The organism is Bifidobacterium sp. LH_389, assembly GCF_056357235.1.
Genome location: NZ_JBKEVR010000001.1, coordinates 428,983 through 455,350, shown reverse-complemented (window position 1 = coordinate 455,350; position 26,368 = coordinate 428,983). Strand labels below are relative to the sequence as shown.

Annotated in this window: 24 protein-coding genes and 3 tRNA genes; 21 read left to right on the top strand and 6 right to left on the bottom strand. The window is 64.1% G+C overall.

Translation table 11 applies throughout. The features are described 5' to 3' along the window. Positions 1-3: 3 nt before the first annotated feature. Positions 4-630, bottom strand: coding sequence for an ATP-binding cassette domain-containing protein (locus AC1AZA_RS02020; RefSeq protein ID WP_476513062.1), 627 nt, complete (start codon positions 628-630; stop codon positions 4-6). A gap of 455 nt (positions 631-1,085) precedes the next feature. Here AC1AZA_RS02020 and AC1AZA_RS02015 point away from each other — a divergent pair, with 455 nt between their 5' ends. From AC1AZA_RS02015 to AC1AZA_RS01945, 15 genes are all read left to right on the top strand, one after another. Next, positions 1,086-1,907, top strand: coding sequence for a virulence RhuM family protein/type II toxin-antitoxin system death-on-curing family toxin (locus AC1AZA_RS02015; protein ID WP_476513061.1), 822 nt, complete (start codon positions 1,086-1,088; stop codon positions 1,905-1,907). Further along, positions 1,904-2,032: a hypothetical protein gene (locus tag AC1AZA_RS02010; protein WP_476513060.1), complete on the top strand. Its 129-nt coding sequence runs from the start codon at positions 1,904-1,906 to the stop codon at positions 2,030-2,032. Before AC1AZA_RS02015 ends, AC1AZA_RS02010 begins: the two co-directional genes overlap by 4 nt. A 20-nt stretch (positions 2,033-2,052) precedes the next feature. Further along, positions 2,053-3,036: a shikimate dehydrogenase family protein gene (locus tag AC1AZA_RS02005; protein ID WP_476513059.1), complete on the top strand. Its 984-nt coding sequence runs from the start codon at positions 2,053-2,055 to the stop codon at positions 3,034-3,036. Next, positions 3,036-3,959: an RNase adapter RapZ gene (rapZ, locus tag AC1AZA_RS02000; RefSeq protein ID WP_476513058.1), complete on the top strand. Its 924-nt coding sequence runs from the start codon at positions 3,036-3,038 to the stop codon at positions 3,957-3,959. Before AC1AZA_RS02005 ends, rapZ begins: the two co-directional genes overlap by 1 nt. A 192-nt stretch (positions 3,960-4,151) precedes the next feature. Further along, complete coding sequence (whiA, locus tag AC1AZA_RS01995) at positions 4,152-5,102, top strand: DNA-binding protein WhiA (RefSeq protein ID WP_476513057.1); 951 nt, start codon at positions 4,152-4,154, stop codon at positions 5,100-5,102. 165 nt (positions 5,103-5,267) lie between these two features. Next, positions 5,268-6,473, top strand: a complete 1,206-nt coding sequence (locus AC1AZA_RS01990; RefSeq protein ID WP_476513056.1) for a phosphoglycerate kinase — start codon at positions 5,268-5,270, stop codon at positions 6,471-6,473. A 134-nt stretch (positions 6,474-6,607) separates the two neighbouring features. Beyond that, positions 6,608-7,405, top strand: coding sequence for a triose-phosphate isomerase (gene tpiA / locus AC1AZA_RS01985; RefSeq protein ID WP_476513055.1), 798 nt, complete (start codon positions 6,608-6,610; stop codon positions 7,403-7,405). A 160-nt stretch (positions 7,406-7,565) separates the two neighbouring features. Beyond that, positions 7,566-7,814 carry a preprotein translocase subunit SecG gene (gene secG, locus AC1AZA_RS01980; protein ID WP_476513163.1) on the top strand — a complete coding sequence of 83 codons (249 nt, stop codon included), beginning with the start codon at positions 7,566-7,568 and terminating at the stop codon, positions 7,812-7,814. A 181-nt stretch (positions 7,815-7,995) separates the two neighbouring features. Next, positions 7,996-9,123, top strand: coding sequence for an HAD hydrolase family protein (locus AC1AZA_RS01975; RefSeq protein ID WP_476513054.1), 1,128 nt, complete (start codon positions 7,996-7,998; stop codon positions 9,121-9,123). A 199-nt stretch (positions 9,124-9,322) separates the two neighbouring features. Next, positions 9,323-9,766, top strand: coding sequence for a PH domain-containing protein (locus AC1AZA_RS01970; RefSeq protein WP_476513053.1), 444 nt, complete (start codon positions 9,323-9,325; stop codon positions 9,764-9,766). Between the two features lie 8 nt (positions 9,767-9,774). Next, the gene (locus AC1AZA_RS01965; RefSeq protein ID WP_476513162.1) at positions 9,775-10,371 is read left to right on the top strand and encodes a GNAT family N-acetyltransferase; all 597 of its coding nucleotides are present in this window, start codon (positions 9,775-9,777) and stop codon (positions 10,369-10,371) included. Next, the gene (locus AC1AZA_RS01960) at positions 10,368-11,195 is read left to right on the top strand and encodes an AAC(3) family N-acetyltransferase (protein WP_476513052.1); all 828 of its coding nucleotides are present in this window, start codon (positions 10,368-10,370) and stop codon (positions 11,193-11,195) included. Before AC1AZA_RS01965 ends, AC1AZA_RS01960 begins: the two co-directional genes overlap by 4 nt. 94 nt (positions 11,196-11,289) lie before the next feature. Next, on the top strand, positions 11,290-12,861 hold the full coding sequence (locus AC1AZA_RS01955; protein ID WP_476513051.1) for an aminotransferase class I/II-fold pyridoxal phosphate-dependent enzyme: 1,572 nt from the start codon (positions 11,290-11,292) through the stop codon (positions 12,859-12,861). 382 nt (positions 12,862-13,243) lie between these two features. Beyond that, a complete protein-coding gene (locus tag AC1AZA_RS01950) occupies positions 13,244-13,723 on the top strand; it encodes a PadR family transcriptional regulator (protein ID WP_476513050.1) in 480 nt (159 codons plus the stop codon). Then, positions 13,720-15,006: a hypothetical protein gene (locus AC1AZA_RS01945; RefSeq protein WP_476513049.1), complete on the top strand. Its 1,287-nt coding sequence runs from the start codon at positions 13,720-13,722 to the stop codon at positions 15,004-15,006. The genes AC1AZA_RS01950 and AC1AZA_RS01945 overlap by 4 nt, the downstream gene beginning before the upstream one ends. 90 nt (positions 15,007-15,096) lie before the next feature. Here AC1AZA_RS01945 and brnQ read toward each other — a convergent pair whose 3' ends face one another. The 3 genes from brnQ to tkt all read right to left on the bottom strand — a co-directional run bounded on the left by brnQ (position 15,097) and on the right by tkt (position 20,193). Then, the gene (brnQ, locus tag AC1AZA_RS01940) at positions 15,097-16,503 is read right to left on the bottom strand and encodes a branched-chain amino acid transport system II carrier protein (RefSeq protein WP_476513048.1); all 1,407 of its coding nucleotides are present in this window, start codon (positions 16,501-16,503) and stop codon (positions 15,097-15,099) included. A 354-nt stretch (positions 16,504-16,857) separates the two neighbouring features. Continuing rightward, complete coding sequence (tal, locus tag AC1AZA_RS01935; RefSeq protein WP_476513047.1) at positions 16,858-17,961, bottom strand: transaldolase; 1,104 nt, start codon at positions 17,959-17,961, stop codon at positions 16,858-16,860. 126 nt (positions 17,962-18,087) lie between these two features. After that, positions 18,088-20,193, bottom strand: a complete 2,106-nt coding sequence (gene tkt / locus AC1AZA_RS01930; protein ID WP_476513046.1) for a transketolase — start codon at positions 20,191-20,193, stop codon at positions 18,088-18,090. 347 nt (positions 20,194-20,540) lie between these two features. Here tkt and hrcA point away from each other — a divergent pair, with 347 nt between their 5' ends. Together hrcA and dnaJ are read left to right on the top strand one after the other, a co-directional pair. Further along, positions 20,541-21,617 carry a heat-inducible transcriptional repressor HrcA gene (gene hrcA / locus AC1AZA_RS01925; protein ID WP_476513045.1) on the top strand — a complete coding sequence of 359 codons (1,077 nt, stop codon included), beginning with the start codon at positions 20,541-20,543 and terminating at the stop codon, positions 21,615-21,617. A 53-nt stretch (positions 21,618-21,670) separates the two neighbouring features. After that, positions 21,671-22,816, top strand: a complete 1,146-nt coding sequence (dnaJ, locus tag AC1AZA_RS01920; protein WP_476513044.1) for a molecular chaperone DnaJ — start codon at positions 21,671-21,673, stop codon at positions 22,814-22,816. A 224-nt stretch (positions 22,817-23,040) separates the two neighbouring features. Here dnaJ and AC1AZA_RS01915 read toward each other — a convergent pair whose 3' ends face one another. After that, complete coding sequence (locus AC1AZA_RS01915; RefSeq protein ID WP_476513043.1) at positions 23,041-23,835, bottom strand: fructosamine kinase family protein; 795 nt, start codon at positions 23,833-23,835, stop codon at positions 23,041-23,043. 126 nt (positions 23,836-23,961) lie between these two features. Here AC1AZA_RS01915 and AC1AZA_RS01910 point away from each other — a divergent pair, with 126 nt between their 5' ends. Next, complete coding sequence (locus AC1AZA_RS01910; protein ID WP_476513042.1) at positions 23,962-24,891, top strand: undecaprenyl-diphosphate phosphatase; 930 nt, start codon at positions 23,962-23,964, stop codon at positions 24,889-24,891. Between the two features lie 184 nt (positions 24,892-25,075). On the opposite strand, the gene AC1AZA_RS01905 is transcribed toward AC1AZA_RS01910, so the two are convergent. Further along, positions 25,076-25,873 (bottom strand): PAC2 family protein, encoded by a 798-nt coding sequence (locus AC1AZA_RS01905; protein WP_476513161.1) that lies wholly within the window; start codon positions 25,871-25,873, stop codon positions 25,076-25,078. A 195-nt stretch (positions 25,874-26,068) separates the two neighbouring features. Here AC1AZA_RS01905 and AC1AZA_RS01900 point away from each other — a divergent pair. The 3 genes from AC1AZA_RS01900 (at position 26,069) to AC1AZA_RS01890 (ending at position 26,352) form a co-directional block, all read left to right on the top strand. Beyond that, positions 26,069-26,141 (top strand) — tRNA-Gly (locus tag AC1AZA_RS01900). A 28-nt stretch (positions 26,142-26,169) separates the two neighbouring features. Beyond that, positions 26,170-26,240: transfer RNA gene (locus AC1AZA_RS01895), tRNA-Cys, on the top strand. A 40-nt stretch (positions 26,241-26,280) separates the two neighbouring features. After that, positions 26,281-26,352 (top strand) — tRNA-Val (locus AC1AZA_RS01890). Positions 26,353-26,368 lie beyond the last annotated feature (16 nt).

Genomic DNA, 26,368 nt, shown 5'->3' with positions numbered 1-26,368 from the left:
ACTCTACCTCCCGTGATACAGATCCGCGATGTTCATCCCGGTCAGGTCCGTGATCTGCTCGGCCCGGCCATGGCGGATCACAATGCATTCGTCCGGGACCCCCTGGATCTCGTGGAGCAGATGCGTGGAAATCACCACGCAGTTCCCCGCATCCCGATAGGCGCGCAGCGTTGCGGTCAGGGAGATCATGCCGTCGGCGTCCAGACCGTTCTGCGGCTCGTCGAGGAACAGGAACCTCGGATGCGGCAGCATGGCGAGGCACAGCTCCAGACGCTCCTTCATGCCCGTCGAGTAGTCCTTCGCCTTCCGCCCCTGCGCCGCACGGGCGATGCCCACACCGTTCAACGCCGACTCCGGGTCCACGTCCAGCTCCCAGAACGCCGAGGCCACCTGGACGTTCTGTCTGCCGCTCAGGTAGGGGAAGTAGCTCGGATGGTCTATCGCCGCGGCCATCTCATCGATACCCGTCCGGGTATAGGTGACGTGCCCGCCCACGGGCCTTATCCGCCCGAGCAGCGTCTTCATCAACGTGGTCTTGCCCGCGCCGTTCGGCCCGAGCAGACAGATGATCCTGCCCGTTCTTAGCTGCAGGTTGATGCCGCTGACGATCGGGGAACCTTTGTACCCCACCGAAAGATTGATTGCCGATATAGATGGCATGGCTCACCTTTCAAGAAAGCGGGTCTGAAGACGAGGAATGCCTTGCCCCGGAACCGCGTCATAGTTCAATTACGAAGACCACGAATACGCGGTCGCGCTTGGCATAGTGCGTTGGGATGATAGCGATCCAAGCGGCGGTGCTCTCTCATCCTTGAGGATGACTTGTGGAGGTGCTTGTGCCAACAGTCCCCGGTGTGGTTTGTTGTCGATCGGACAATTACGACCGATATATTCCGAGCTATGCATCATTCCCCAATGAATGAACGGCTCTCTGACACGCCGAAACAGTTCGAACATATGTTTGTCGAACTTTTGTTCGTATATCATGCTACACTGTAATCATACGGAAGGCGGCGCAACCGGCGAGGAATGGGAGGCACGGTCGCGCCGGCTCCCGTGACCACACGATCAGAAGGGGAACAACCATGACCAACGACGAGCTCAGATCAATCGCCCTCTACGAGAGCTCGGACCACACCGTTCACTTGGACGTTAAGGTAGACGAGGAGACGGTATGGCTCACTCAACAACAGATGGCCACACTCTTTGGACGTGACGTGACAACCATCCGACGTCACATCAAATCCGCAAGAAACGAGGAATTGCAAGGAATTCCAACTGGTGCACTTTTTGCACTAGTTCAATCGGAAGGCGGCAGGACCGTAGAACGTCAGGTCGAGCACTACAACCTCGACATGATTCTCTCGGTCGGATACCGGGTCAAGTCCAAGGAAGGCGTCTACTTCCGCAGATGGGCGAACTCCGTTCTCAAGCAACACCTCATGGCCGGCTACACCATCAACCGCAAGCGCCTCGAATCCCTGCGGACCGTGGTCCAGGTGCTTGCTCGTTCCGACGAGCCCGAGATTGCGGGCACGGCACAGATCCTCGAACGGTATCTGCCCAGTCTTGAGCTTCTGAACGACTACGATACCGGCAGCGTGCCGACGCCCAAGGGGCAGGAGTCTCACTGGAGGCTCACCTATGAGGACGCTTCGGCGTTCGTGCGTTCGTTGCCGTTCTATGGACGTTCCGACCTGTTCGGACGCGAGCGCAACGGTGCCTTCGAGGGCATCGTCAACGGCCTGTATCAGACCTTTGCCGGGCAGGAATTGTACCGTTCCGTGCAGGAGAAGGCCGCGAACCTGCTGTATCAGATCGTCAAGGATCACCCGTTCTCCGACGGCAACAAGCGCTGCGCCGTGACGAGACGTTCTTGGTGGAAGGCAACGCCCTCGCCGCCATGACGCTCATGATCGCCCTGTCAGATCCGGGCGAGAAGGACACCATGATCGCCTTGGTCGAAAATTTCCTGACGCACGCTGAGATTCCGCAGGAATCACACAGCGAGACCGACAGTACAATAGGATGAAGGAGCGAACAAGGAGGGTTATGACCCAGGTCAATCATCGCTGCGCGGTGCTCGGCAAGCCTATCGAGCATTCGCTGTCGCCGGTGCTGCACAACGCCGCATACCGGGCGCTCGGGCTTGACGACTGGCTCTATGACCGTCATGAGGTGGGCGAGGAAGGTCTTGACGGCTTCCTTCGTGGACTCGACCCCTCATGGGCGGGCCTGAGCCTGACCATGCCGCTCAAGAAGACCATCCAGCCATATGGCACGCCATCGAACCTGTGGGCACGCGAACTCAAGGTGGCCAACACCGCGGTCTTCGACTGGGGGAACGCGCGCGGCACGATCGCGGACGGTGCCAAGCCCCGCATTCGCCTATACAACACCGACGTAGTGGGTATCCAGCTTGCCTTCGACCATGCCACGCGCACTGCCGGCATCCACGCGGAGGGGAACCGGGATGGCAGGGCGCTGGTGATCGGCAACGGGAATACGGCATCGTCCGCGGTGGCCGCATGCACCATGATGCCGGAAATCGGACACATCACCGTGGCGGCCCGCCATCCGGACAGGAATCCGGCGCTCAAACCGCTGGTCGAGAAGTTCCTCCGGCGTCGGGACGCTCTGGATGTCATCGCTCTCGACGATGGCGACGCCCTGCTGCAGGCCTTCGCCGGATCTGCGGTCGTCGTCAGCACGATTCCCGGCCGTGCCGCCGACCCGCTGGCTGAGCTGCTGGCGTCCGCCGCAAGCAATATCCGGCCAGCGTCGGACGCTCGGCTGCTCGACGTGGTCTACGACCCCCGCCCCAGCGCCCTCATGACGGCTTGGCGCAACAGGGGAGGACTGGCCATAGGCGGCGAGGAGATGCTGCTCTATCAGGCCCTCATTCAGGTGTTGCTCATGACCGGGGTCTGGGACGGGGATCCGCCCAGCGACGCGGACAACAGACTGCAGAACATGACCGTGGATGATGACCACGTGGAGATCGCGATGCGTAAGGCGCTTCAGGAGGTGCTCTGATGGCTCAGGACATGAATCCGGACACGAATCCCAACAGCCCGGAGCCGGCCAACGACTTCGAGGTGCTGCTCATCACCGGCATGTCCGGTGCGGGGCGTTCCCACGCGGCGGACAGCGTGGAGGACATGGGCTGGTACGTGGTGGACAACCTGCCGCCCAAGCTGCTCGTGCCCCTCGTGGACATGATGACGAACTCCGCCTCGAAGATCCACAAGCTCGCCGCCGTGATCGACGTACGCTCCCGTTCGTACTTCGACGACCTGTCCCAAGTGCTCAGCCATCTGGACGACCTAGGCGTCAAGACCCGCATCCTATTCCTGGACGCGAGCGACGAGGTGCTCGTCAAGCGCTACGAGTCCGTCCGTCGCCCCCACCCGCTGCAGCGCGGCGGCAGGCTGATCGACGGCATCAACGAGGAACGCACGCTGCTCGCCAACCTCAAGGAGCGGGCGGACATCGTCATCGACACGTCGAACCTGTCCATCCACCAGCTGTCCACCAAGCTGTACGAAGGGCTGCTTGGCACAGGTCCGAGTACTGTGGCCGTGCACATCTTCAGCTTCGGCTTCAAATACGGCATTCCGCTGGACGCCGATTTCGTGGCCGACGTGCGGTTCCTGCCCAACCCGTTCTGGGTGCCGCAGCTCAGGGAACTCACCGGACTGGACAAGCCCGTGAGCGACTACGTGCTCGCCAGCGAGGGCGCGAAACCGTTCCTTGACTCCTACGAGCAGGCGATCCTCACGGCCATCAAGGGCTATGCGCGCGAGGACAAGCACTTCGTGACCATCGCCGTCGGCTGCACCGGCGGACAGCATCGCTCCGTGGCCATGAGCGAGGAGCTGGCCTCCCGCTTGCGCTCCCACGGTCTCAACGTGACCGTATCCGCCCGTGAGCTCCACCGCCACAAGCAAAACGTTTGACGTCAGGCATCGCCCAGAGGACGGCCAACCGTTCAGCATATGAACATCTGCCCGAAAAACCGGACCTCAGGCACCTCGCTTGTCCAAGCGATTCGGTATCACGGAACTTCGGTGACTGCGCGGAAACCCGAATGCGGGTCGGTCGTGCAGTCACATCAATAGAAGAGAAAAACAGTTGTAGGAGGCTGGCCCTTGGCACTGCTCGATGACGTCAAAAGCGAACTTGCCGCTATCGACAACGAACTGCCTGCAGCGAAGAAGGCTCAGGCCGCCGCGATGATCCGTTTCGGCGGCGGACTTCACCTGATCCAGAACCACATCGTCGTCGAGGCCCAGTTCGATTCGTTGGATGCCGCCAAGTGGCTGCAGGATGCGATCAAGGACGTGTTCGGCCATGATTCCGACCTGATCGAGGTCTCCCGCCAGACCCCGACCGGCACGGTTCAGCGTTACTCGGTGCGCGTGCTGCGCGCGGGCGGCGCACTCGCCCTGCAGACCGGTCTGCTCGACCGTCGCAAGCGCCCGGTGCGCGGCCTGCCGGCGGACGTCGTCAGCGGCAACATCGCACAGATCAAGGCAGCGTGGCGCGGCGCGTTCCTGGCGCATGGCGAACTGTCCGACCCGGGCAAGGCAAGCTATCTGGAAATCGTCTGCCCCGGTCAGGAGGCAGCTCTTGCACTCGTGGGCACTGCCCGCCGTCTGGGCGTCAACGTCAAGGCCCGTCAGGTACGCAGCTCCGAGCGCGTCACCCTGCGCGACCCGGACGCCATCGAACGTATGCTTCTGCTGCTCGGCGCCACGCAGTCATCCCGCCAGTGGAGCGGCAAGCGCTCCGACGGCGAATCCCGCGGCAAGGCAAACCGCCTCGCCAACTTCGACGACGCGAACATGCGCCGCAGCGCCAAGGCCGCCGTGGAAGCCAGCGAAAAAGTCATCAAGGCATTCGAGATCCTCGGCGACGACATTCCCGAGAACCTGCGTGCCGCCGGCCAGCTGCGCCTCGACCACCGCGACGCAAGTCTCGAGGAGCTCGGCCGTCTCGCCGATCCGCCCGTCACCAAGGACGCCATCGCCGGCCGCATCCGTCGCCTGCTCCAGCTCTCCGCCAAGGTGGAGAAGCAACGCGCCCAGCAGAACGCCTGACAGCCCGGTAGCAGCCATCCGGCACATGCCAGAAGCCGCATGCAGGGCTGCGTGAAACACGTGACCGAACCCCGTCCAAATGGCGGGGTTTGTTCGTTACGGCCTGTAATATGCGAATTGGCAACAAGCCCATTCCCTGCATACCGCAGTTAGGAAAGGATACACATGAAGACACTCAAGGATCTTGGAGATCTCAAGGGCAAGCGCGTGCTGGTCCGCGCCGATTTCAACGTCCCGCTGAAGGGCGAGGAGATCACCGACGACGGCCGCATCAAGGCCGCCCTGCCCACCATCAAGGCCCTGCGCGAAGAGGGCGCCAAGGTCATTCTGATGGCCCACCTCGGCCGCCCGAAGGGCAAGGTCGTCCCCGAGCTGTCCCTGGCCCCGGTCGCCAAGCGCCTCGGCGAGCTGCTCGGCGTTGACGTGCCGCTGGCCGCGGACACCTACGGCGAGGACGCTCAGGCCAAGGTCGCCGCAATGAACGACAGCGACGTGGTGCTGCTCCAGAACGTGCGCTTCAACCCGGAGGAGACCAGCAAGGACGAGGCCGTGCGCGCCCCGTACGCCAAGAAGATCGCCGCCCTCGGCGAGGTCTTCGTCTCCGACGGCTTCGGCGTGGTCCACCGCGCCCAGGGCTCCAACTACGACGTGGCCGCCGATCTGCCGGCCGCCGCAGGCCTGCTGGTCGAGAAGGAAGTCAAGGCCCTCTCCAAGGCCACCGAGAACCCGGATCGTCCGTTCACCGTCGTGCTCGGCGGCTCCAAGGTCTCCGACAAGCTCGGCGTCATCGAGAACCTGCTCGACAAGGCCAACCGTCTGGTCATCGGCGGCGGCATGGTCTTCACCTTCCTCAAGGCCAAGGGCTACGAGGTCGGCACCTCCCTGCTCGAGGAGGACCAGCTCGACAAGGTCAAGGGCTACATCGAGACCGCCGAGAAGAACGGCGTCGAACTCGTGCTGCCCACCGACATCGTCGTGAACGCCGGCTTCCCGGCGGGCGACACCCCGGTCAGCCCGGAGGTCGTTCCGGCCGACGCCATCCCGGCCGACAAGATGGGTCTGGACATCGGCCCCGACTCCCAGAAGCTGTTCCACGACAAGATCGTCGATTCCAAGACCGTCGTGTGGAACGGCCCGATGGGCGTGTTCGAGGTTCCCGAGTTCGCTGCCGGCACCAAGGCGGTGGCTCAGGGTCTGGTGGACGCCACCAAGGCCGGCGCCTTCACCATCGTCGGCGGCGGCGACTCCGCGTCCGCCGTGCGCAACCTCGGCTTCCCGGAGGATGGCTTCTCGCACATCTCCACCGGTGGCGGCGCCTCCCTCGAATTCCTCGAGGGCAAGGAGCTCCCGGGCCTGAAGGTGCTCGAGTAGTCTTCGCGCGCATACGCAACAAGGGGTAGACGGCCATCCGGTGACGGGTGCCGGTCTACCCCTCTTGATTCGCCGGTATGCGCATGGCGATCATACGGCAGACACGGCAGACCACGACTCGCAGGAAGGGCATCATGGCGTCACGCATTCCGCTGGTGGCGGGCAATTGGAAGATGAACTTCGACCATCTCGAGGCCACGTACTTCGTGCAGAAGCTGGCATGGCTCCTGCGTGATGCGCATTTCGATTTCCGACGCTGCGAAGTGGCGCTCATGCCCGCGTTCACCGCGCTGCGCAGCGTGCAGGTGCTCGTCGAGGCGGACGATCTCAAGATCCGCTACGGTGCGCAGGCCGTCTCCGTCACCTCGCAGGGCGCGTTCACCGGAGATGTCTCCGCGGATATGCTCAGCGCGCTGGGCTGCTCGTACGTGATTGTGGGGCATTCCGAACGCCGCAAATACCATCCCGAGGACGATGCGAACATCGTCGATCAGGTGCGCGCGGTGCTCGCCGCCGGCATGCAGCCGATCCTGTGCGTGGGGGAGAGCTTCGAGGAACGCCGGCAGGGCATCGAGCTCGAATTCGCCGTCGGACAGGTACGTGATGTCACGCGAGACCTGTCGGACGAGGACACCGCCAAACTCATCGTCGCCTACGAACCCGTGTGGGCCATCGGCACCGGCATGGTCGCCACCCCCGACTCCGCCCAGCAGGCGGCGCACGCCATCCGTAGCAGCATCCGCGAACAGTTCGGCCCGCGCGTGGCCAACACCATGCGCATCCTCTACGGCGGGTCGGTCACCTCGCGCAATGCCTCACAGCTCATCGAAGGCGCGGACGTGGACGGGTTCCTCGTCGGCGGCGCCGCGCTGGACGCAGACGAATACGCGAAGATCTGCCGGCTCGCCGCCAAAAGCGTGCGCTCGTTCTGAACGTCGTTCCACGCGTCTGCGTCCTGCACTGAAAGTCCGCGCTGCAGTCCGGCTCGGCACAAGTTTTCCGTCGGATTTCCTGCCGTTTTATGCGTCGTTTGGTGCATTCCTCCCCGGGATGGGGTAAGATATGTCAGAGTTCAATACCGTGGAGGTCACATTGGTTGCTGTCAAGATCGCACTCGAGGTCATCGTCGTCATCGCATCCCTGCTGCTCACCCTGCTCATCCTCATGCACAAGGGCAAGGGCGGCGGCCTGTCGGACATGTTCGGCGGTGGCCTGACCCAGAACGCCGGATCCTCCGGCGTGGCCGAGAAGAACCTCAACCGTCTCACCGTCATCGTGGCACTCATCTGGGTGGCGGTCATCATCGCCCTCGGTCTGCTCACCAAGTTCAGCCTCATCTGATTCGGCTGAACGCCCGCAGGCACGGGCAACATCAGCGCTTCGGGCTCATGGCCGTGGTCGGTCATGAGCCCATTTTCATGCCGATCGCCGCATCGCACCGTGCGCATGCCGCCGGCGGAAGCCGGGGAGCCGGAGCCGGCATCGGCAATGTCAGAGAAGGGGAAGAAGGGACAGGATCGGAATGGAACCCATCGCGAACGGCACGGCACACGTCGCTGCGAACGGGGCGGCGCCTGAGGCCGTACCCGAAGCCGCCTCTACGACCGCATCCGAGGCTGCAGCTGGACTCGTCTGCGGCCAATCGACGCAACGGCAAGGTCAAGGCCATGCAGCCGAGCATGCCGGCATCCGTCTGCTCGCCCTCGATCTGGACGGCACGCTGCTGCACGGGGCGGACACGTTCGAGGGACGGTTCCTCAGCCAACGGGCCATCGACGCCGTCCGCCGCGCCCATGACGCCGGCCTGAAGATCGTCGTGTCCACCGCGCGTCCTGTGAGCACCGGACTCGCCATCGTGCAGCGCATGCCCGTGGACGCCTGCGTGTACCTCAACGGTGCTCTCATCGACTTCGACCCGCTCAACTCCACTTACGAATCCCTGACCCGCGGGGACATCTCCGGCGACGGCAGTCTCGTCGGCATCGGCTTCGACGCCCGGCGCGCCTGCGAGGTGTGCCGCATGCTCACCGAACGCATGCCCGGGCTCAAGTGCGGCATCGTCATGAACGACGTGCGCTACACCAACTTCGACGTCAGCGTCTTCTGGAAGACCCAGACCTGGCGCTACACCGACTTCCGCTTCGCCGGCACCGACGGCACAGCGGGCGGCGCAACGGAGGAACGGTCTGACGAAGCCTGCCCCTGCCAGGATACGCCCGAAGGCGCCGGGCGGCATGCGTTTGGCGCTCCGGCGCCGGTGCCCGCGGGAACCTGCGACAAGCTGATCCTGTTCCCGGAGCGTGACCGGTGGGAGGAACTGCGTGCGTTGATCCCCGACGATTTCGCGGTAAGCATCTCTGAAGGCGTGATGTGGATGCTCATGAATCCGCTCGCGAACAAGGCGCATTCGCTCGGGCTCGTGTGCGACCGACTGGGCATTCCCATGGCGCAGGCGGCGGCGTTCGGCGACGACCTCATCGACATCCCCATGATGCGCACGGCGGGTCTCGGCGTGGCCGTGGCCAACGCCAATCCGGAGGTGTTCAAGGTCGCCGACGAGATCTGCCCCTCAAATGACGACGACGGCGTGGCGCAGTGGATCGACGACCTGATTTCCGGTTCACACGATGAACTTCGGAAAATCTTGTGAACCGGAAAATCTCACAAAACCGAACATGCCGGTCTTCCATAACGGCGGAATTCCGGGCATGCCCCATGTTCATATGCACATATTGCCGGTTCACACGATGATCGCGAATTCATCGTGTGAACTGCGCGAGCCAAGGTGAACCGTGGTGAGCCGGGAACTACAATGGACCGTAACCATCCAAGCCGATCGAGGAGGCCTCATGGGATCGAACATGGCAGACGGCGACGTGATCTGGACCCAGCGCAAGCGCAACTGGTGCCGCACCCCCTTCACCTTCACCACCTACACGCTGACCGCCGACGAGCTCGACGTGAAGACCGGCGTCCTGCGCCAGACCTTCGACACCACCAAGCTGTTCCGCATCGTGGACATCACGATAGAGCGTACGCTGCTCCAGCGGCTGTTCGGCCTGAGCACCATCGTCATCGATGCGCGCGACCAGTCCAGCGGCGGGCGCATCGTGCTCAAGAACATCATTCACGGCTTCGACGTGCGCAAGCAGCTGCAGTACGCCGTGGACGACGCCCGCAACGTGAACCGCGTGAGCACCCGGGAATTCATGGGGTCCGATGATGAATACGGCCCGGACGGCAACGGGTACGACGGCGGCGACGGGTACGAGGCGCAGTCCGAGACGCTGTGAGTGAGATTCTGACCATCCGGCATGCCACCCCGCAGGACGCGGACGGACTTGCCGCAATCGAAGCTACCGGTTTCCCTCCCGAGGAAGCTGCAACGCCCCGGCAGATGCGGGATCGGATTCTGGCATACGGGGATCATTTCTGGCTGCTGACAACGGACGGTACGGTCAATGGCAAGCCCGAGCCGAACGCGGAACGGATTCTGGCGTTCATCAATGGCTTGGTCACCGACCGGCCGGACCTCACCGACGACATGTATGCGGACGTCGCGATGCATGATCCGCACGGCGGTTGGCAGATGATCTTCGGCGTCGTCACCGCGCCCAAAGCCCGGCATCGCGGGTACGCCGGCCGGCTCATGCGACGGGTGATCGAGGATGCGCGCGCGGCAGGCCGCAAGGGTCTGGTGCTCACCTGCAAGGATGGGCTCGTGGGATTCTATGAGCGGTTCGGCTATGTGGACGAAGGCGTGTCCGGCTCCACGCACGGCGGAGTGGTTTGGCACCAGATGCGGCTACGTTTGCAACGCGAGAGAGCCGGAGCGGAAGCGGGAGCGCTCAGTGGAATGAGCGACGGAACGAACGGTAGAGGAGGGCGAGACGAATGACATGGCATGAGCGGACCATCACGACGGTCACCACGGGAGGACAGCTGCGTGAGGCGTTGCGTGCCGTGGGGCTGCGGCCGAGCGATTCGTGCCTGGTGCACGTCAGCCTCAGCGCGTTCGGATTCATTCCGGGCGGCACGCAGACCGTGGTCGATGCGTTGAAGGACGTGCTGCGCGAAGGGGACATCATGATGCCCGCGCAGACTGCCGACATCACCGATCCGGCCGATTGGTGCGCGCCGCCGGTGGAACCCTCGCTCGTGGCGGCCGTGCGTGACGCACTGCCGGCCTACGACCCGCAGACCACGCCGGTCACCGGCATAGGCCTCACGCCGGAGTATTTCCGCAGCCTGCCGGGCACGCTGCGCAGCGGGCACCCGACATGCTCGATGAGCGTGTGGGGGCGTCACGCCGCATGGCTCGCCGACTGCCATCGCAACGGCGATTACGACATGCCATTCGGAGAGAACAGTCCGCTGGCCAAACTGGTCGAACTGGACGGCACGGTGGTGTTCCTCGGCACCGGGTTCAATACCTGCACAGCGCTGCATTACGCCGAATCAACGATCGGCCGGCCACACATCCGGGAGAGTGCGCCGGTGCGGCGGGCTGATGGGACCGGAGTCGAATGGGTCTCCTTCGACAATATTGAACTTGAACCGTATGACGATTTTGAGGCGTTCGGCGAACGGTTCCTGAAGAGGCATGCTGATGTGGTGCGGTCCGTAGCACTCAATGGGGGAGTGATCCGTGCATTCCCGATGCGCGTGCTCGTGGATTCGGCCCGGACCTATTGGAGGGAAGCTGACGCCAAACGAAATTGAACCACGACACGCGCGAGTTCAATTTACGATTCCGCAAGTTCAATGTGTTGTATGCTCTGAACCAGAAATTGAACTTCGGGAATGCGAGGCGCACATGGCCAATGAATTGTTCGCGCGGCGGTTACGAGATGCGATGGGCCGCAGGGGTCTCAAGCAGGTGGATCTCGTCAATGCAGCCGTATCCCGCGGTGTGCATCTGGGCAAAAGCCACATCAGCCAGTACGTGAGCGGCAAGACCACGCCCCGGCCGGATATCATGGGTTTCCTCGCACAGGAGCTGCACGTGGATGAACGGTGGCTCGCCGGCGAAGAGGCCAATGCGACGATTGCCTCCGCTCTCTCCTCGCCTTCGGCATCGACTGCCATTGCGGCTCCCGAATCCGCCCCCGCATCATCTCCGTCCGTCTCGTCCCCCGTCAACGCCGATCCCAACCCGTCGAAAGGAACTCCCATGCGTCGTTTCTCGAAATCCCACAAGCTCGATGACGTCCTCTACGACGTGCGCGGCCCGGTGGTCGATGAGGCCACGCGCATGGAGCAGTCCGGCATGCACATCCTCAAGTTGAACATCGGCAATCCTGCGCCCTTCGGCTTCCGCACGCCGGACGAGGTCATCTACGACATGGCCCAGCAGCTCACCGACTGCGAAGGCTATTCGGCGTCCAAGGGCCTGTTCTCCGCACGCAAGGCGATCATGCAGTACGCGCAGCTCAAGAACCTGCCGAACGTGGGCATCGAGGACATCTACACCGGCAACGGCGTGAGCGAGCTCATCAACCTGTCCATGTCCGCCCTGCTGGACAACGGCGACGAGGTGCTCATCCCGAGCCCCGACTACCCGCTGTGGACCGCGTGCGTGAATCTGGCCGGCGGCACGGCCGTGCACTACCTGTGCGACGAGCAGTCCGAATGGTACCCGGACATCGACGACATGCGCGCCAAGATCACGGACAGGACCAAGGCGATCGTGGTCATCAACCCGAACAACCCGACCGGCGCGCTTTACCCGAAGGAGGTGCTGCAGCAGATCGTCGACCTCGCCCGCGAGTACCAGCTCATGATCTTCTCCGACGAGATCTACGACCGCCTCGTCATGGACGGACTCAAGCACGTCTCGATCGCCTCGCTCGCCCCGGACCTGTTCTGCGTCACGTTCTCCGGTCTGTCCAAGTCGCACATGATCGCCGGCTACCGCGTGGGCTGGATGGTCCTGAGCGGCAACAAGAACATCGCGAAGGACTACATCGAGGGCATCAACATGCTCACCAACATGCGCATCTGCTCGAACGTGCCCGCACAGTCGATCGTGCAGACCGCGCTCGGCGGGCACCAGTCGGTCAACGACTACATCGTGCCGGGCGGCCGCATCTACGAACAGCGCGAGTACATCTACAACGCGCTGAATGCGATTCCGGGCGTCACCGCCGTCAAGCCCAAGGCCGCGTTCTACATCTTCCCGAAGCTCGACGTCAAGAAGTTCAACATCAAGGACGACGAGCAGTTCGCGCTCGACCTGCTGCACGACGAGCGCATCCTCATCACGCGCGGCGGCGGCTTCAACTGGGAGAAGCCGGACCATTTCCGCATCGTCTACCTGCCGCGCATCGAAGTGCTCAAGGACGCCACGGCCAAGCTCACCGATTTCCTGAGCTACTATCAGCAGTGACGGAAGTGGAGCACGTGCGCGTCGCGTGAGCGTGCGGAGATCACGAGTGCACGTGACGCCGCAGACGTACACGCGTGGCTCGTGTGCGCGCTGCATGCAGCATACGGAGTATCGTAGGCGCGCGGGATGCATGCGGGCCATGGCATAGCACTGCGTTGGACATGAGGCGGTCAAGGGGACGTTCCCTCTTGGTCGCCTTTCCATGTGACGTATGTGACGCATGTGATTTTCCGTCGTTTACCCAACGGAGTTCGGATTGCCGACGATTACCTATCGTTTCCGGCATATCGCCTCCGGCATTGCAAAGTCCAATCTCACCTCCTTCTGACTTGTTTTGCCGCCTACTTGACCCGCTATCTAGATAGACTGTATACTTAAGTATATGAGCGATTCAATACTGCACGAACCGAAGTGGCCGGCCCTATGGGTGCGTGCGGCCATGCGCACGGCCATTCTCTCCTGTCTGGAGGCCGGTCCGCTGCACGGCTACGCGATTGCCCTCGCGCTCGAGGGAATCGGATTCGGCAGGCCGAAGGGCGGGTCGCTCTACCCGATCCTCGAGGAGCTCAAGGCAGCGGGCACCATCGAGGATGAATGGGAGCGGCATGAAGGAACCCCCGGGCGACGCGTGTACCGACTTACCGAGGACGGTACGGCGCGCCTGCACCGCGAGCGAGCGCAATGGCAGGAACTAGCGTCGGCATTGGTCGGCAATGACGGAACAGACGGCAGCGCGGTCGCGGGCAGGTCCGAGTCTCATGTCACCCCCGAGTCTCGGCAGACGCAGGCAAGTCAGACACAGACGAGTCAGACGTCGGAGACTCATCCGGCGCAACGGCACATGGAAGGAATTCGGCAATGAACGCTCGGCGCAACGACCGCGACAACCGCGACGACATTGCGCTCATGGTGAGCAACGACCGTCTATACGACGCGTACGGGCAAGTCCGCGGTCTGCCGGATGACCGGCACTGGGCCATGAACGCCGCCTATGCACTAAGTTTCCGACAGCATGCCACCCCCGATAAGGTTCACGAGGCATTGGCGGAGCAACTTTCCGAATTCCGCGACATGGCATGGCACGGAGCCGAATGGGAGGACGACGGGGAAAGAAGGGAAGGTTCGGACGCGCCGACCGAAACCGGCACTCCGGACGCAGCGCTCCCGGTCTCCGCGCTGCTAGGAGAACCCGACCAATGGGCTGCGCAACAGGCCGCCCGATGGCGGGAAGACGGCATCGACGCCTTCGACTACAGCGAAGGCAAGCCGGAACCCGTGCGCAACATCTTGGTGAACGGTTTCGCCTTCGGCTCACTGATCACCATGCTGTTCTGGATGTTCATGCTGTTCCGCGTGCAGGACTGGTCTCTGCCGGCTACGCGGCAACGGGCGTTGCTGCCAAGCTTGGCCATGGCGGCACGGACGGACAACTCGCTTGCCGAGGGATGGATTGCACTGTCCGGCCCGCTGCTGCCTCTGCTGATCGCGTTGAGCACGGTGGCAGTCGGGGCTATCTATCGGCGTGTGCTGTCCGAGCGATCGTTCACGCTTGCGGTGTTGGCTGCGGGAACGGCATTCGCGGGTGCCGTTGCGTTGGGCACGGCCGTGGCAGCGACGGCCGACGCGGGTCCGCGCATCGGCTTTGGGTGGATGCCCGTTGCCGCCGCCGCATACGGCATCGTCGCCTATGCCATTGCCCGGTTGTGGGATGTGCCGGCTTCCCGAACAGAGGAAACCGTGGCCGATGACCTGCTGCTCGGCGACGACGAATGGCTTGCCGAACTCGCCCGGCTGCTGCGCGAACGCAACGACATGACCGACCGGCATGTCGCACGGATCTGCGACGAGGCACGCGCCCATGCCGCTCAGAGCGGCGCACGACTGGTTGAGGAATTCGGCTCTCCCCGCGAATATGCGCACCGGTTCGGGGCCACAGCCGTCGGTGCCGGCCGCGAGGCTGCATACTGGGCATTCGCGATGCTTTTCGCCGTCATCGGCATCCTCTGGCACGCGATCGGGGGCGGGACGGTATCTTGGTGGGCCCTTGCACAGCTGGGATTCTTCCTGTTGGGCCTAGGTCTTGCCGCCTATGCTTGGCATAAGCGAAAATCCGGTTCACGCGATGACTTGACGAAAATCTTGTGAACCGGGAAACGCTCATCATTGCACAGAGTCGCACTTAGCCATCGGCAGAATTCCGCCGATGGCTACGCCGGAACGAACAAGCGGCCCGATTCACACGTTGGGTCGAGAAAAATCTCGTGAACCGGAATTCCGACGAACCGCGGAATCGACCATGCCGAGGGCCGTTCCCAAGGCCGCCGGAGCCACCCACCCGAGCGAAAACTCGTTCAGCGGCAGCATATTCAGCACGGAGGCGAGCCCGGCGACCGCGGAAATCCCGCCGAAACCGAATACATCCGCCAGCGAGACCACGCAGTCCAGCACCGCCGCAATGCCCACCAGCAGCACGGTCCAGAAGTACACGCGGCCGAACCGCGCGGCGAACCAGCGATGGGTGAGCGCCAGCAGCACGAGCACGATGGCAATGGGATACAGTGCGGAAAGCACCGGCACCGAAACCTTGATGATCGCGGCGAGCCCGGCGTTGGACACCGCGAAGCTGAACAGCGTGAAGATCACCTGCCACGCGCGGTAGGTCACCCCATGCCCGGCCACCGTGCGGAACCGTTCGTGGAAATACGAGGCACAGGTACAAATCAGCCCGGTGCACACGTTGAGGCAGGCGATGACGAACACCACGCCGAGGAATGCGGTGCCTCCCACACCGAACACCGACGACGTGAGGTTCGTCAGCACGGTGGCACCGGTGTCCGACCTCGGATCGATCGCGGCGATGGCTCCGGACACCACGCCCACATAGCTCAAAACCCCGTAGATGAGTACCAGCAGTACGCCCGTACCGAGTCCGGCGAATGCGGTCTCGCGGCGGACCGTGCCTTCGTCGGCCACACCCTGTGCGCGGATGTTCGCGGAGATCACGATGCCGAAGTACAGGGCCGCCAGGAGGTCCATGGTCTGGTAGCCGTCGAGGAAGCCGCGGGACAGCTGGCTCTGCGCATAGTCGCCGGAGGGCGAGGCGGGCGTGCCGATGCCGTGGATCAGGCATGCGACGAACATGACGGCGATGAGCGCGATGAGCAGCGGCCCCATGAACCGGCCGAGCACGTGCGAGAGCTTTTCCGGCTTCTGCGCGAACAGGAATGCCAGTGCGAAGAACACGGCCGAATAGACCAGCTGCGCGATCCATTTGCCGCCGCCGGCGTCCACAATGCCGCCCGCACCGACGCCTGCGCCCGCCGCGCCGGAACCACCCAGAAACGGCGCGACCATCATTTCGAACGAAGTGGTGGCGGTGCGCGGGATGGCGAAGCACGGACCGATGGTGAGGATGATCGCCACGGCAAGCACGGTGGCGAACCCGGGGGAGACCCGGGCCGCGAGCCGGTCGAAGCCGCCGGCGAAGGATACGGCCAGCACGCCGAGGATCGGCAGTCCCACGGCGGAGACGATGAAACCGACGGCCGCGGGCAGTGCCGCCGAACCAGCCTGCGCACCCACGAACGGCGGAAAGATCAGGTTGCCGGCTCCGAAGAACATGGAGAAGAACGTGAAGGTCATGAGCAGGCGTCCGCGGGCAGTCAGTCCTCGGGGGCTGACGGGCGACTGCTCGATCGACGTTGGTCTGACTGACGGCTGATGATCGTGCGATGGGCTTCGCAACGAGCCCTGTGCGGATGCGGACATGCTGGCTCTCTCTGTCTACTGCCTCGGATGGTAATAGTCGCCAACCTATCGGTCTTCGCAGACAGCGCGAGGCATGACGGCAGCCTCGTCCGCATATCGCCGGGAAACCGACCGTCATGCGGAATGGAATCTACAGACACAGACGAGGGGCCCGATCCCTGAAGGAGGATCGGGCCCCTCGGCCACAATGCCAGACGGAAATGCTAGGCATTCCGTCTAGAGGCGATCTCAGGCGTTCACGCGATCGATGCCGGCCTGGACGTCCGCGAGCACGGAATCCCAGGACTTGATGAAGGCGGCCACGCCGTCGGCCTCGAGCTTGTCGGTGACATCCTTGAGGTTGATGCCCAGCTCAGCCAGCTTGTTGATGATGGCGTGGGACTCCTCGTAGGTGCCCTCGATGGACGGAGCGCCGTTGCCGTGGTCGGCCAGGGCGTTCAGGGTCTTCTCCGGCATGGTGTTGACGATGTGCTTGGCAACGAGCTCGTCAACGTACTTGCAGTCGGAGTAGGCCGGATTCTTGGTGCCGGTGGAGGCCCACAGCGGACGCTGGACCTTGGCGCCCTTGGCGGCCAGATCGGCCCAGCGCGGATCCTCGGCGAACTTCTTCTCGAACAGCTCGTAGGCCAGACGGGCGTTGGCCACGGCGGCCTTGCCCTCGAGGGCCTTGGCCTCGTCGGAGCCGTTGGCTTCGAGCAGCTTGTCGACCGCGGTGTCCACGCGGGAGACGAAGAAGGAGGCGACGGAGCCGATGTGCTTGAGGTCGTGGCCGTTGGCGGCGGCCTGGGCGATGCCCTCGATGTAGGCGTCGATGACCTGCTCGTAGCGCTCGAGCGAGAAAATCAGGGTGACGTTCACGGAGATGCCCTTGGCCAGGGTGGCGGTGATGGCCGGCAGGCCCTCGAGGGTGGCCGGGATCTTGATCATCGCGTTCGGACGGTTGACCTTGGCCCACAGCTCCTCGGCCTGCTTCTCGGTGGCTTCGGTCTCGTGGGCGAGGCGCGGATCGACCTCGATGGAGACGCGGCCATCGACGAAGTCGGTCTTCTCGGCGATCTCACGGAAGATGTCGGTGGCGTTGCGCACGTCGGTGGTGGTCAGCTCACGCACGGCGGTCTCGACGTCCACCTTGCCGAGCTCCTTGAGCTGGGCATCGTACGGGCCGACCTGGGAGAGGGCCTTCTGGAAGATGGACGGGTTGGTGGTCACGCCCACGACGTTCTTGTTGGCGATGAGGTCCTGCAGGGAGCCGGACTCGATGCGGGAGCGGGACAGGTCGTCCAGCCAGATGGACACGCCGTTGTCGGAAGTGCGCTGAGTTGCTTCAGTCATGTTTTTCTCCTTGATACCTTATTGGATCAAATCCTTGCGGGGGAGGGGATCCGCGCAAACGGAACCGCGCTGATCCCCTCCGGTCTCGCCGTCATGCGTGGCGGCGAGGGGTGATGGCGAGACGGTTCAGGCGGCCTGAACCTCGGCGATGGAGGCCTTGGCGGCGTCCACCACGTGCTCGGCGGTGATGCCGAGATCGATGAGGTTCTGCGAGCCGGAGCCCTGCAGGCCGAACTGCTCGATGGAGACGGGCTTGCCGTAGGAGCCGAGGTACTTGTACCACGGCATGGCCACGCCGGCCTCAACGGAGACGCGGGCCTTGACGGCGGCGGGCAGCACGGACTCCTTGTAGTCCTCGTCCTGCTCCTCGAACCACTCGAGCGAGGGGACGGAGACGACGCGGGCCTTGATGCCTTCGTCGGCCAGGGTCTTGGCGGCGGAGACGGCCAGCTGGACCTCGGAACCGGAGGCGAGCAGCAGCACGTCCGGGGTGCCCTCGGTGTCGACGAGCACGTAGGCGCCGCGCTTGACGCCTTCCTTGGCCTTGGCGGCGGTCTCGGCGAGCACCGGGACGCCCTGACGGGTCAGGACCATGGCGGTGGGCAGGGTGTTCTTCTTCTCGAAGAAGTAGCGGTAGGCCTCGGCGGTCTCGAAGGCGTCGGCCGGCCGGACGACCTCGAGCTGCGGCATGGCACGGAAGGCGGCCAGATGCTCGATCGGCTGGTGGGTCGGGCCATCCTCGCCGACGGCGACGGAATCGTGGGTCCACACGAACAGGTTCGGGATCTCCATGAGGGCGGCCAGACGGACGGCCGGACGCTCGTAGTCGGAGAACATGAAGAACGTGCCGCCGAACGGACGGGTGTGGGAGCCCAGCAGGATGCCGTTGGTGATGGTGCCCATGGTGAACTCGCGCACGCCGAAGTGCAGCTGACGGCCGAAGGGGCTGACGACCGGCCACTGCTTGGTCTCGTTGCCTTCGGGGGCGAAGGTGGCGGCACCCTTGAGGTCGGTCTTGTTGGAGCCGCCGAGGTCGGCGGAGCCGCCCCACAGCTCGGGCATGACGGCCGCGATGGCGTTGAGGACGGAGCCGGAGGCGCCACGGGTGGCGACGCCCTTGCCCACCTCGAAGGTGGCCTCGAGGTCGTCGATGGCCTTGTCGAAGCCTTCGGGCAGCTCGCCGGCCTTGATGCGGTCGTACAGGGCGGCCTTGTCCGGGTTGGCCTTGCGCCACGCGTCGAACTTCTCGTCCCATTCCTTGTGGGCCTCGAGGCCGCGCTCGGCGACCTTGCGGGCGTGGGCGAGGGCCTCCTCGTCGATCTCGAAGCTCTTGTCCGGGTCGTAGCCGAGGACCTTCTTGAGTCCGGCGACGGCCTCGGCGCCCAGCTTGGAGCCGTGGGAGGACGGGTCGTTGGTCTTGCCCGGGGTCGGCCAGGCGATGAGGGTGTGGACCTTGATGAGCTTCGGCTGGTCCGGGGCGGCGGCCTCGGCCTTGGCGATCACGTCGGCCAGGCCCTCGACGTCCTCCTTGTAGGAGCCGTCGGGCTGGATGAAGCTGAACTCATCGGTGTACCAGCCGTAGGCCTGGAAGCGCTTGAGCACGTCCTCTGCCAGCACCAGGTTGGTGTCGCCCTCGATCTGGATGCGGTTGGCGTCGAAGATGACGGTGAGGTTGCCGAGCTTCTGGTTGGCGGCAAGGGCGGCGGCTTCGCCGGAGATGCCCTCCTCGATGTCGCCTTCGCCGCAGATGGCCCAGATCTTGTGGTAGAAGGGGGAATCTTCCTTCTTGGTGTCCGGGTCGAGCAGGCCGCGCTGGAAACGCTCGCCGTAGGCGAAGCCGATGGCGGAGGCGAAGCCCTGGCCCAGCGGGCCGGTGGTCATTTCGATGCCCGGGGTCAGGCCGTACTCGGGGTGGCCCGGGGTGTGGGTGTCCGCGCCGCCGCGGAAGTGCTTGAGGTCGTCCAGGGTCAGGCCGTAGCCGGAGAAGTACAGCTGGACGTACTGGGTGAGGGAGGCGTGGCCGCCGGAAAGGATGAAGCGATCGCGGCCTTCCCACTTGGGGTCGTTCGGATCGTGCTTGATGAAGTGCTGGTAGAGCGTGTAGGCGATGGGCGCCAGGGAGACGGGGGAACCGGGGTGGCCGGAACCCGCCTTCTCAACCGCGTCGGCCGAAAGGACCTTGGCCAGCTTGATGGCGCGCTCGTCCAGTTCGGTCTCCTTGAATTCGGTCATGTTGCTTTCCTTCCAATAATTCGGGCTCACAGACGCGGCATGCGCCGTGCCATGGTTTGCCTTCACATTGCTCTTTCATGCTAAACGCGGATGGCGACTTCGACGCGCATTTTTGGCGCGTTTTGTGAGTTTCTGTGCTGTTAGCGTTCACAGTCGGACATGCCGGGAAACCCTGCTGTAAGCCTGTAACGAACGGCGTCGCAACGGCTTAGCACTCGAAACGCGGGAGTGCTAATACAATGGGGTAGGACACGAAATTCATTTACAGTTCATGTCCGTCCGCGCGCGTCGCAGTCGGCCGCGCGGGCAGGCATGGCGCACATTTTGCGTTATCGAAGGAGGCGCGCATGACGAACGACCGCCGTATGCTGGTGCTGCGCGCCGTGGTCGAGGACTACATCCGCTCGCAGGAACCGGTCGGCTCCTCGTCGATTGCCCGCGGTCACGCGCTGGGCGTGAGCTCGGCCACCGTCCGCAACGACATGGCCGCATTGGAGGACGAAGGTTACCTCGTTCAGCCGCACACCTCGGCGGGGCGCATTCCCACCGAGAAGGGCTACCGATACTTCGTGGACAAGCTGGCGACCGTGGTGCCGCTGTCCGCCGCCCAGCGACGCGGCATCGACACCTTCCTGTCCGGATCGGTCAGTCTGGAGGACACGCTCCGGCGCGCAGCCCGTCTGCTGTCCGGCATCACCGGTCAGGTCGCCGTCGTCGCCTCGCCGTCTCTGGCACGGTCGACGCTGCGCCGGCTCGAGATCGTCCCCCTTGCCGCCGGGCTCCTGCTCGTCGTGGTCATCACCGACACCGGCCGCGTGGCGCAGCGCAGCGTGAACCAGCCCGATGCGCCCGACGCGGACGCAGTGGCCAAGCTCACCGACGCCATCAACGAGCAATGCCAGGGCCAGTCCCTGGAACAGGCAGCGGAGCGGATCGGCAGGATCGTGGCCTCCCCGGCGTTCGGCGACGACGGTTCCAAGGCCCTCGGCGCCACGCTCGCACAGGTGTTCACGGACATGGCCTCGCAGGAGCAGGCCGGAAGCCTGTACATGGCTGGCGCCTCCAAACTCGCCCAACGTCAGGCGGCGGACATCGCCGAGCTGGCCCCGCTGTTCGACGCTCTGGAGGAGCAGGTGGTACTCATGAAGCTCATGACGTCCCTGAGCGAGGTATCCTCCAAGGCCGGCGGCGTAAGCGTGGCCATCGGCTCGGAAACCCATACGCCGGGGCTCATGCACGCCTCGGTGGTCACCAGCGGCTACGGCGAGTCGAACTCCTCCGAGCGACAGTCGGAACCGGTCGCCTTCGTGGGCTCGATCGGCCCCACCCATATGGACTACGTCGCCACGATGGCCGCCGTACGGGCCGTGGCGCGCTACCTCACGGGATTCATGAACCGCGAGGAGCACGGTGAGCCGGCCTGACCGGCACCCGTGGCAGAATGTCAGCGAATTCACCAGACACAAGGAAAGAAACCGTGGCAGATTATTACGAGGTGTTGGGCGTCGAACGCACGGCCAGCGAAGAGGAGATCAAGAAGGCCTATCGCAAGATGAGCCGCAAGTACCATCCGGACATCGCCGGCCCGCAGTTCGAGGACAAGTTCAAGGAGGTCAACGCCGCCTACGAGGTGCTCTCCGACTCGAACAAGCGCCAGATGTACGATCAGGGCATCGATCCCAACAACCCGCAGGCCTCGGCCGGATTCGGCGGCGGATTCTCCGGCATGGGAGACATGGGGGACATCTTCGGCCAGTTCTTCGGCGGCGGGTTCGCAGGCGGCTCGCAGGGCCCCATCCCGCGCACCCAGCCGGGACGCGACGCCCTCGCCTCCGTGGCGATCGACCTGAAGACTGCGGTGTTCGGCGGCGTGGCGCACGCGGAGATCAACACGTTCGCCCTGTGCCAGGAATGCGGCGGCACGGGTGCGCAGAAGGGCTCCCAGCCGGTCACCTGCCCGGACTGCAAGGGGCGTGGATTCGCGCAGAAGGTGGTGCGCACCCTGCTCGGCCAGATGATGACCTCCGCCCCGTGCGAACGCTGCGAGGGCCACGGCACGATCATCGAGAAGCCGTGCCCCGGCTGCATGGGTCACGGCCGCGTGCGTGCCAAGCGCTCGGTGGGCGTGACCATCCCCGCCGGTATCCGCGACGATTCCCGCCTCCGTCTTGCCTCCCAGGGCGAGGTGGGCGAAGGCGGCGGCGCGGCCGGCGACCTGTACATCGACGTGCGCATCAAGGCGGACAAGCAGTACACGCGCGACGGCGACGACCTGCACTGCTGGATTCAGGTGCCCATGAGCTGGGCGGTGCTCGGCCATGAACTGACCATCGACACGTTCGACGGCCCGCAGAAGATCACGGTGCCTGCCGGGTGCCAGCCCGAGGATACGGTCGCGCTCAAGGGACTGGGCGTCACCAAGCTGCGCACCCAGGAACGTGGCGACCTCGTGGCGCATATCGCCGTGCACATCCCCACCAAGCTCAACGACCGCGAACGCGATCTCATGGAGCAGTTCGGCCAGCTGCACGACTCCGCCGCCGGTCATGTGGCGCAGAGCAGCCGTCCGAGGAGCGCCGGCAAGAAGGGGTTCTTCTCGAAGCTGAAGGATGCCCTGAGCTGAAGGATGCTTGACTGACGGACCGTTGGATTTCGGCCGTTTGCGGCATGTAAGACGTTGCCCGTGGTGCTATGCTTCTCGACATAACACCACGGGCAACTTCGTTTTGGAGCCCTGATGCCGCCGCATGACGATAGTGTACGGTCGTACCAATAACACGAAGCCCGCATCATCTGCGTACGATCGTACCTATCGAGAGGGCCGCCGAGGCTGCACGAGCTGCGGATCTACCCGAGCAGCGAGCGGAGCATGGCGCGGTATTCGCTCACATACCCGCCGCCGAAGAACACGCAGTGGCCGGCGATGGGGTAGAGCTGCCAGAGCGTGAGCCGGTCCTCGAAGCCCTTCTTCAGCGGATGGACGGTCTGGTAGCCGTCCAGAATGTTGCTCAGGTACGCCATGCCGAACAGGTGGAGCATCGCCAGATCCTCCTCGCGGTGGCCGCCGTGCGCCGCCGGATCGATGAGTACCGCCTCGGTCTCGCCGTCCTCGCGGTGCGTCCACATCACGTTGCCGCTCCACAGGTCGCCGTGCACGCGGGCCGGCCTGTCGTCCGCTGCCTTGCCGAGAATCTCCGGCATCGCGGCGATCACCTCGCGCGTCACCGCCAGATCGTCCTTGGTGAGCGAACCGCGGCGGATGCCGAGCTCCACCATGGGGATCAGACGGCCGTCGGCGTAGTAGGTGACCGGATCGGTCCACTCGCCGGTGTCCATCGGCACCGGGTCCTGCAACGGCCCGAAGTAGCAGGTGCCCGTGTAGCCGGCCGGGGCGGAACCGAAGTAGTCTGCGCCGGCGTCATGCATGTGCGCCAGCGCGGCACCGAACCGGAAGGCTGCGTGCGGCGTGGGGGAGGCCGGGTCCACGCGTTCGATGTCCAGATGGCCTTCCGTCCAGTCGTACACCTCCACGACGCGCGGTCCGCCCAGCGCCTGCGCCTCGCCGAGCCACTTGAGGCCCCTCCCTTCGCATTCGAAGAAACCCTTGGGCGCGAACGCGCGCGACTTGCGATATTGAGCCATGTCGTCTCCTTGTTTGCCTGACACCAAGCGATTGTAGCGATCCGGTTGCGCATTCGGCGTGCATTTGGCCCGGCGGGGCGCTAGTCTTAGACACGATTAAGAACCACTGAACTACAAGTAGGGGTCATGAATTTCTTCCAAGCCATCTTCCTTGGTTTCATTCAGGCACTCACCGAGTACCTTCCGGTCTCGTCCAGCGCGCACATCCGCATCGTCGGCGATCTCATGATCGGCTCCGACCCGGGCGCCGCCTTCACCGCCATCATCCAGATCGGCACCGAGCTTGCGGTGCTCCTGTACTTCCGCCACGACATCATCCGCATCCTCGGTGCATGGTTCGGCTCCCTGTTCGGCAAGGAGGGCAAGGACTGGAAGTCCCGTCTGGGCGCGCACAACCGCGACACGCAGATGGGCTGGTACATCATCATCGGCACGATGCCGATCCTCATCGCTGGCCTCGTGTTCAAGAGCGTGATCGAGACCACGCTGCGCAACCTGTGGATCACCGTCACCGTACTCGCCCTGTTCGGCGTGCTGCTGTGGATCTTCGACGCCCGCTCCCGTCAGGTCAAGACCATGGACAAGATGACCGTCAAGGACGCCATCGTGTTCGGCATCGGCCAGATGCTGGCTCTCATCCCGGGCGTCTCCCGCTCCGGCGGCACCATCACGTTCGGCCGCGCCATGGGCTACACTCGTGAGGCCGCCGTGCGCGTCGCGTTCCTCATGGCCATTCCGGCCGTGTTCGGCGCCGGCATTCTGGAGACGGTCTCCGCCGTCAAGGACCTCAACGAGTGCGCCGCCGCCGGCAACAACCCGGCCGCCGAAGCCTGCATCAACGCGGGCACCATGTTCCCCGGCTGGGGGCCGACCATCGCGGCCACCATCGTCGCGTTCCTCGTGGGCTACATCGTGATCATCGGCTTCCTGAAGTTCGTGTCCACCTTCTCCTACAAGGCGTTCGCGATCTACCGCATCGCTCTGGCCGTGGTGGTGGCCATCCTGCTGCTCACCGGCGTGCTCTCCCCCTTGGAGGTCACCGCCGCGGGGGCCTGAGCCGTTTCCGGCCGGTCATAACAAGGGCGGATTGCCTGACGCGGGACCGATCATGGTCCGGCGGCAGGCAATCCGCCCTTTTGCATATTCGGCGACAAACTTTCGGGCCTATTTCCGCCTCCGATGGCGGAATGCCAACGCTCCGGAAGAACAACCCCGCGAAAGTTTGCCGGTATCGGTACAGTCACTCCCCATCGATGCCGCGCAGGAACGCCTCGGCCTCCTGGGCGATGTCGTTGCCCGTCGCTTCGGACATTCGGGCCTGCGCGCGCGTATCCGCCTCGACCTCGAGGTGATGCACGTAGTCGTGAAGATCGTCGTTGCAGCGGATGAGCAGATCCGCCTGGGCTTTCCACTGCGCGGCCTTCTTGGGCAGATCGCCCTCCTCGAGATCCACGCCGAGGGTATCGGACAGTTCGCGCAGCAGGGCCAGCGTGGCCTGCGCGCAGTCGTCCCCGTTGAGATACTGCGGAATGGAGACCCACATGGAGGCGGTGGCGAACCCATGGTCATTGGCCACCTGATCGAGCACGGTGGGGATGCCGATCGGGCCGGTGTAGTCGTCCTCGCCGACGGCGACGGTGTTGTAGCCGCCGGTCGTCACATCCACAGGCAGGGGACGGGTGTGTGGGCAGTCGGCGAACATGGAGCCCAGATTGATCACCATGTCCGCGTCGCAGTCCTCGGCGAAATGGAGGCTGCGGTGGCAGAACTCCAGCCAGCGGTAGTTCGGTTCGGGGCCGATCTCCACGATGAGGCTGTGCGCCTCGCCCACCGTGACCTGATAGATCGTGGTCTCCGGCCAAACGATGCTGCGGCGACCGTCCATCGTGCAGAGCATCGGGCGGGACGTCTGGTAGTCGTAGAACCCGGCGCAGCAGATCTTGCCCACCTCACGGGACTCGTAGGTGTCGATGAGATGGCGTGCGACGTTGGTGGCGGCCTGGCAGGCGTCGTTCCACCCGGCAAAGGCGCTCACCATCACGCAACGGGGCTTCGTCAAATGTTCTTCACTCACAGCAGTCCAGTGTAACGGCATGATCACAGCGCGAAACGTCAATCCGCCGTAGGCGTGAAACATGATCCGGCCATGCACGACACGCCCATTTTGCAAATGACGAGCCTGTCGTTATAGTAGTTACTCGTGCTTCGGCGGAAGGAATTCCGCTGGCCGCATGCGGACATAGCTTAGTTGGTAAAGCGCAACCTTGCCAAGGTTGAGACCGCGGGTCCGAGTCCCGTTGTCCGCTCTAGGTCCGATGAGTTGACAGACCTTACGGTGGGTTAGCCAAGCGGTTAGGCAGCGGCCTGCAAAGCCGTATAGACGAGTTCGACTCTCGTACCCACCTCTCGGACGGGCGGATGATTCGCTCCGATGACCAAGGACCTGGGCGGTTGGCGCAGAGGTAGCGCACTTCCCTGACACGGAAGGGGTCACAAGTTCGAATCTTGTATCGCCCACCGGCATAACTGAATA

What these genes read in the sequence shown, in the direction of transcription:
- AC1AZA_RS01975 (WP_476513054.1), top strand. Translation starts at nt 7,996, where the DNA reads ATGGAACCCATCGCGAACGGCACGGCACACGTCGCTGCGAACGGGGCG.
- AC1AZA_RS02015 (WP_476513061.1), top strand. Translation starts at nt 1,086, where the DNA reads ATGACCAACGACGAGCTCAGATCAATCGCCCTCTACGAGAGCTCGGAC.
- tal (WP_476513047.1), bottom strand. Translation starts at nt 17,961, where the DNA reads ATGACTGAAGCAACTCAGCGCACTTCCGACAACGGCGTGTCCATCTGG.
- AC1AZA_RS01945 (WP_476513049.1), top strand. Translation starts at nt 13,720, where the DNA reads ATGAACGCTCGGCGCAACGACCGCGACAACCGCGACGACATTGCGCTC.
- hrcA (WP_476513045.1), top strand. Translation starts at nt 20,541, where the DNA reads ATGACGAACGACCGCCGTATGCTGGTGCTGCGCGCCGTGGTCGAGGAC.
- AC1AZA_RS01990 (WP_476513056.1), top strand. Translation starts at nt 5,268, where the DNA reads ATGAAGACACTCAAGGATCTTGGAGATCTCAAGGGCAAGCGCGTGCTG.
- rapZ (WP_476513058.1), top strand. Translation starts at nt 3,036, where the DNA reads ATGGCTCAGGACATGAATCCGGACACGAATCCCAACAGCCCGGAGCCG.
- tkt (WP_476513046.1), bottom strand. Translation starts at nt 20,193, where the DNA reads ATGACCGAATTCAAGGAGACCGAACTGGACGAGCGCGCCATCAAGCTG.
- AC1AZA_RS01955 (WP_476513051.1), top strand. Translation starts at nt 11,290, where the DNA reads ATGGCCAATGAATTGTTCGCGCGGCGGTTACGAGATGCGATGGGCCGC.
- AC1AZA_RS01905 (WP_476513161.1), bottom strand. Translation starts at nt 25,873, where the DNA reads ATGGTGAGCGCCTTTGCCGGGTGGAACGACGCCTGCCAGGCCGCCACC.
- AC1AZA_RS01960 (WP_476513052.1), top strand. Translation starts at nt 10,368, where the DNA reads ATGACATGGCATGAGCGGACCATCACGACGGTCACCACGGGAGGACAG.
- tpiA (WP_476513055.1), top strand. Translation starts at nt 6,608, where the DNA reads ATGGCGTCACGCATTCCGCTGGTGGCGGGCAATTGGAAGATGAACTTC.
- brnQ (WP_476513048.1), bottom strand. Translation starts at nt 16,503, where the DNA reads ATGACCTTCACGTTCTTCTCCATGTTCTTCGGAGCCGGCAACCTGATC.
- AC1AZA_RS01915 (WP_476513043.1), bottom strand. Translation starts at nt 23,835, where the DNA reads ATGGCTCAATATCGCAAGTCGCGCGCGTTCGCGCCCAAGGGTTTCTTC.
- AC1AZA_RS01910 (WP_476513042.1), top strand. Translation starts at nt 23,962, where the DNA reads ATGAATTTCTTCCAAGCCATCTTCCTTGGTTTCATTCAGGCACTCACC.
- AC1AZA_RS01970 (WP_476513053.1), top strand. Translation starts at nt 9,323, where the DNA reads ATGGGATCGAACATGGCAGACGGCGACGTGATCTGGACCCAGCGCAAG.
- AC1AZA_RS01950 (WP_476513050.1), top strand. Translation starts at nt 13,244, where the DNA reads ATGAGCGATTCAATACTGCACGAACCGAAGTGGCCGGCCCTATGGGTG.
- AC1AZA_RS02010 (WP_476513060.1), top strand. Translation starts at nt 1,904, where the DNA reads ATGACGCTCATGATCGCCCTGTCAGATCCGGGCGAGAAGGACACCATG.
- AC1AZA_RS02005 (WP_476513059.1), top strand. Translation starts at nt 2,053, where the DNA reads ATGACCCAGGTCAATCATCGCTGCGCGGTGCTCGGCAAGCCTATCGAG.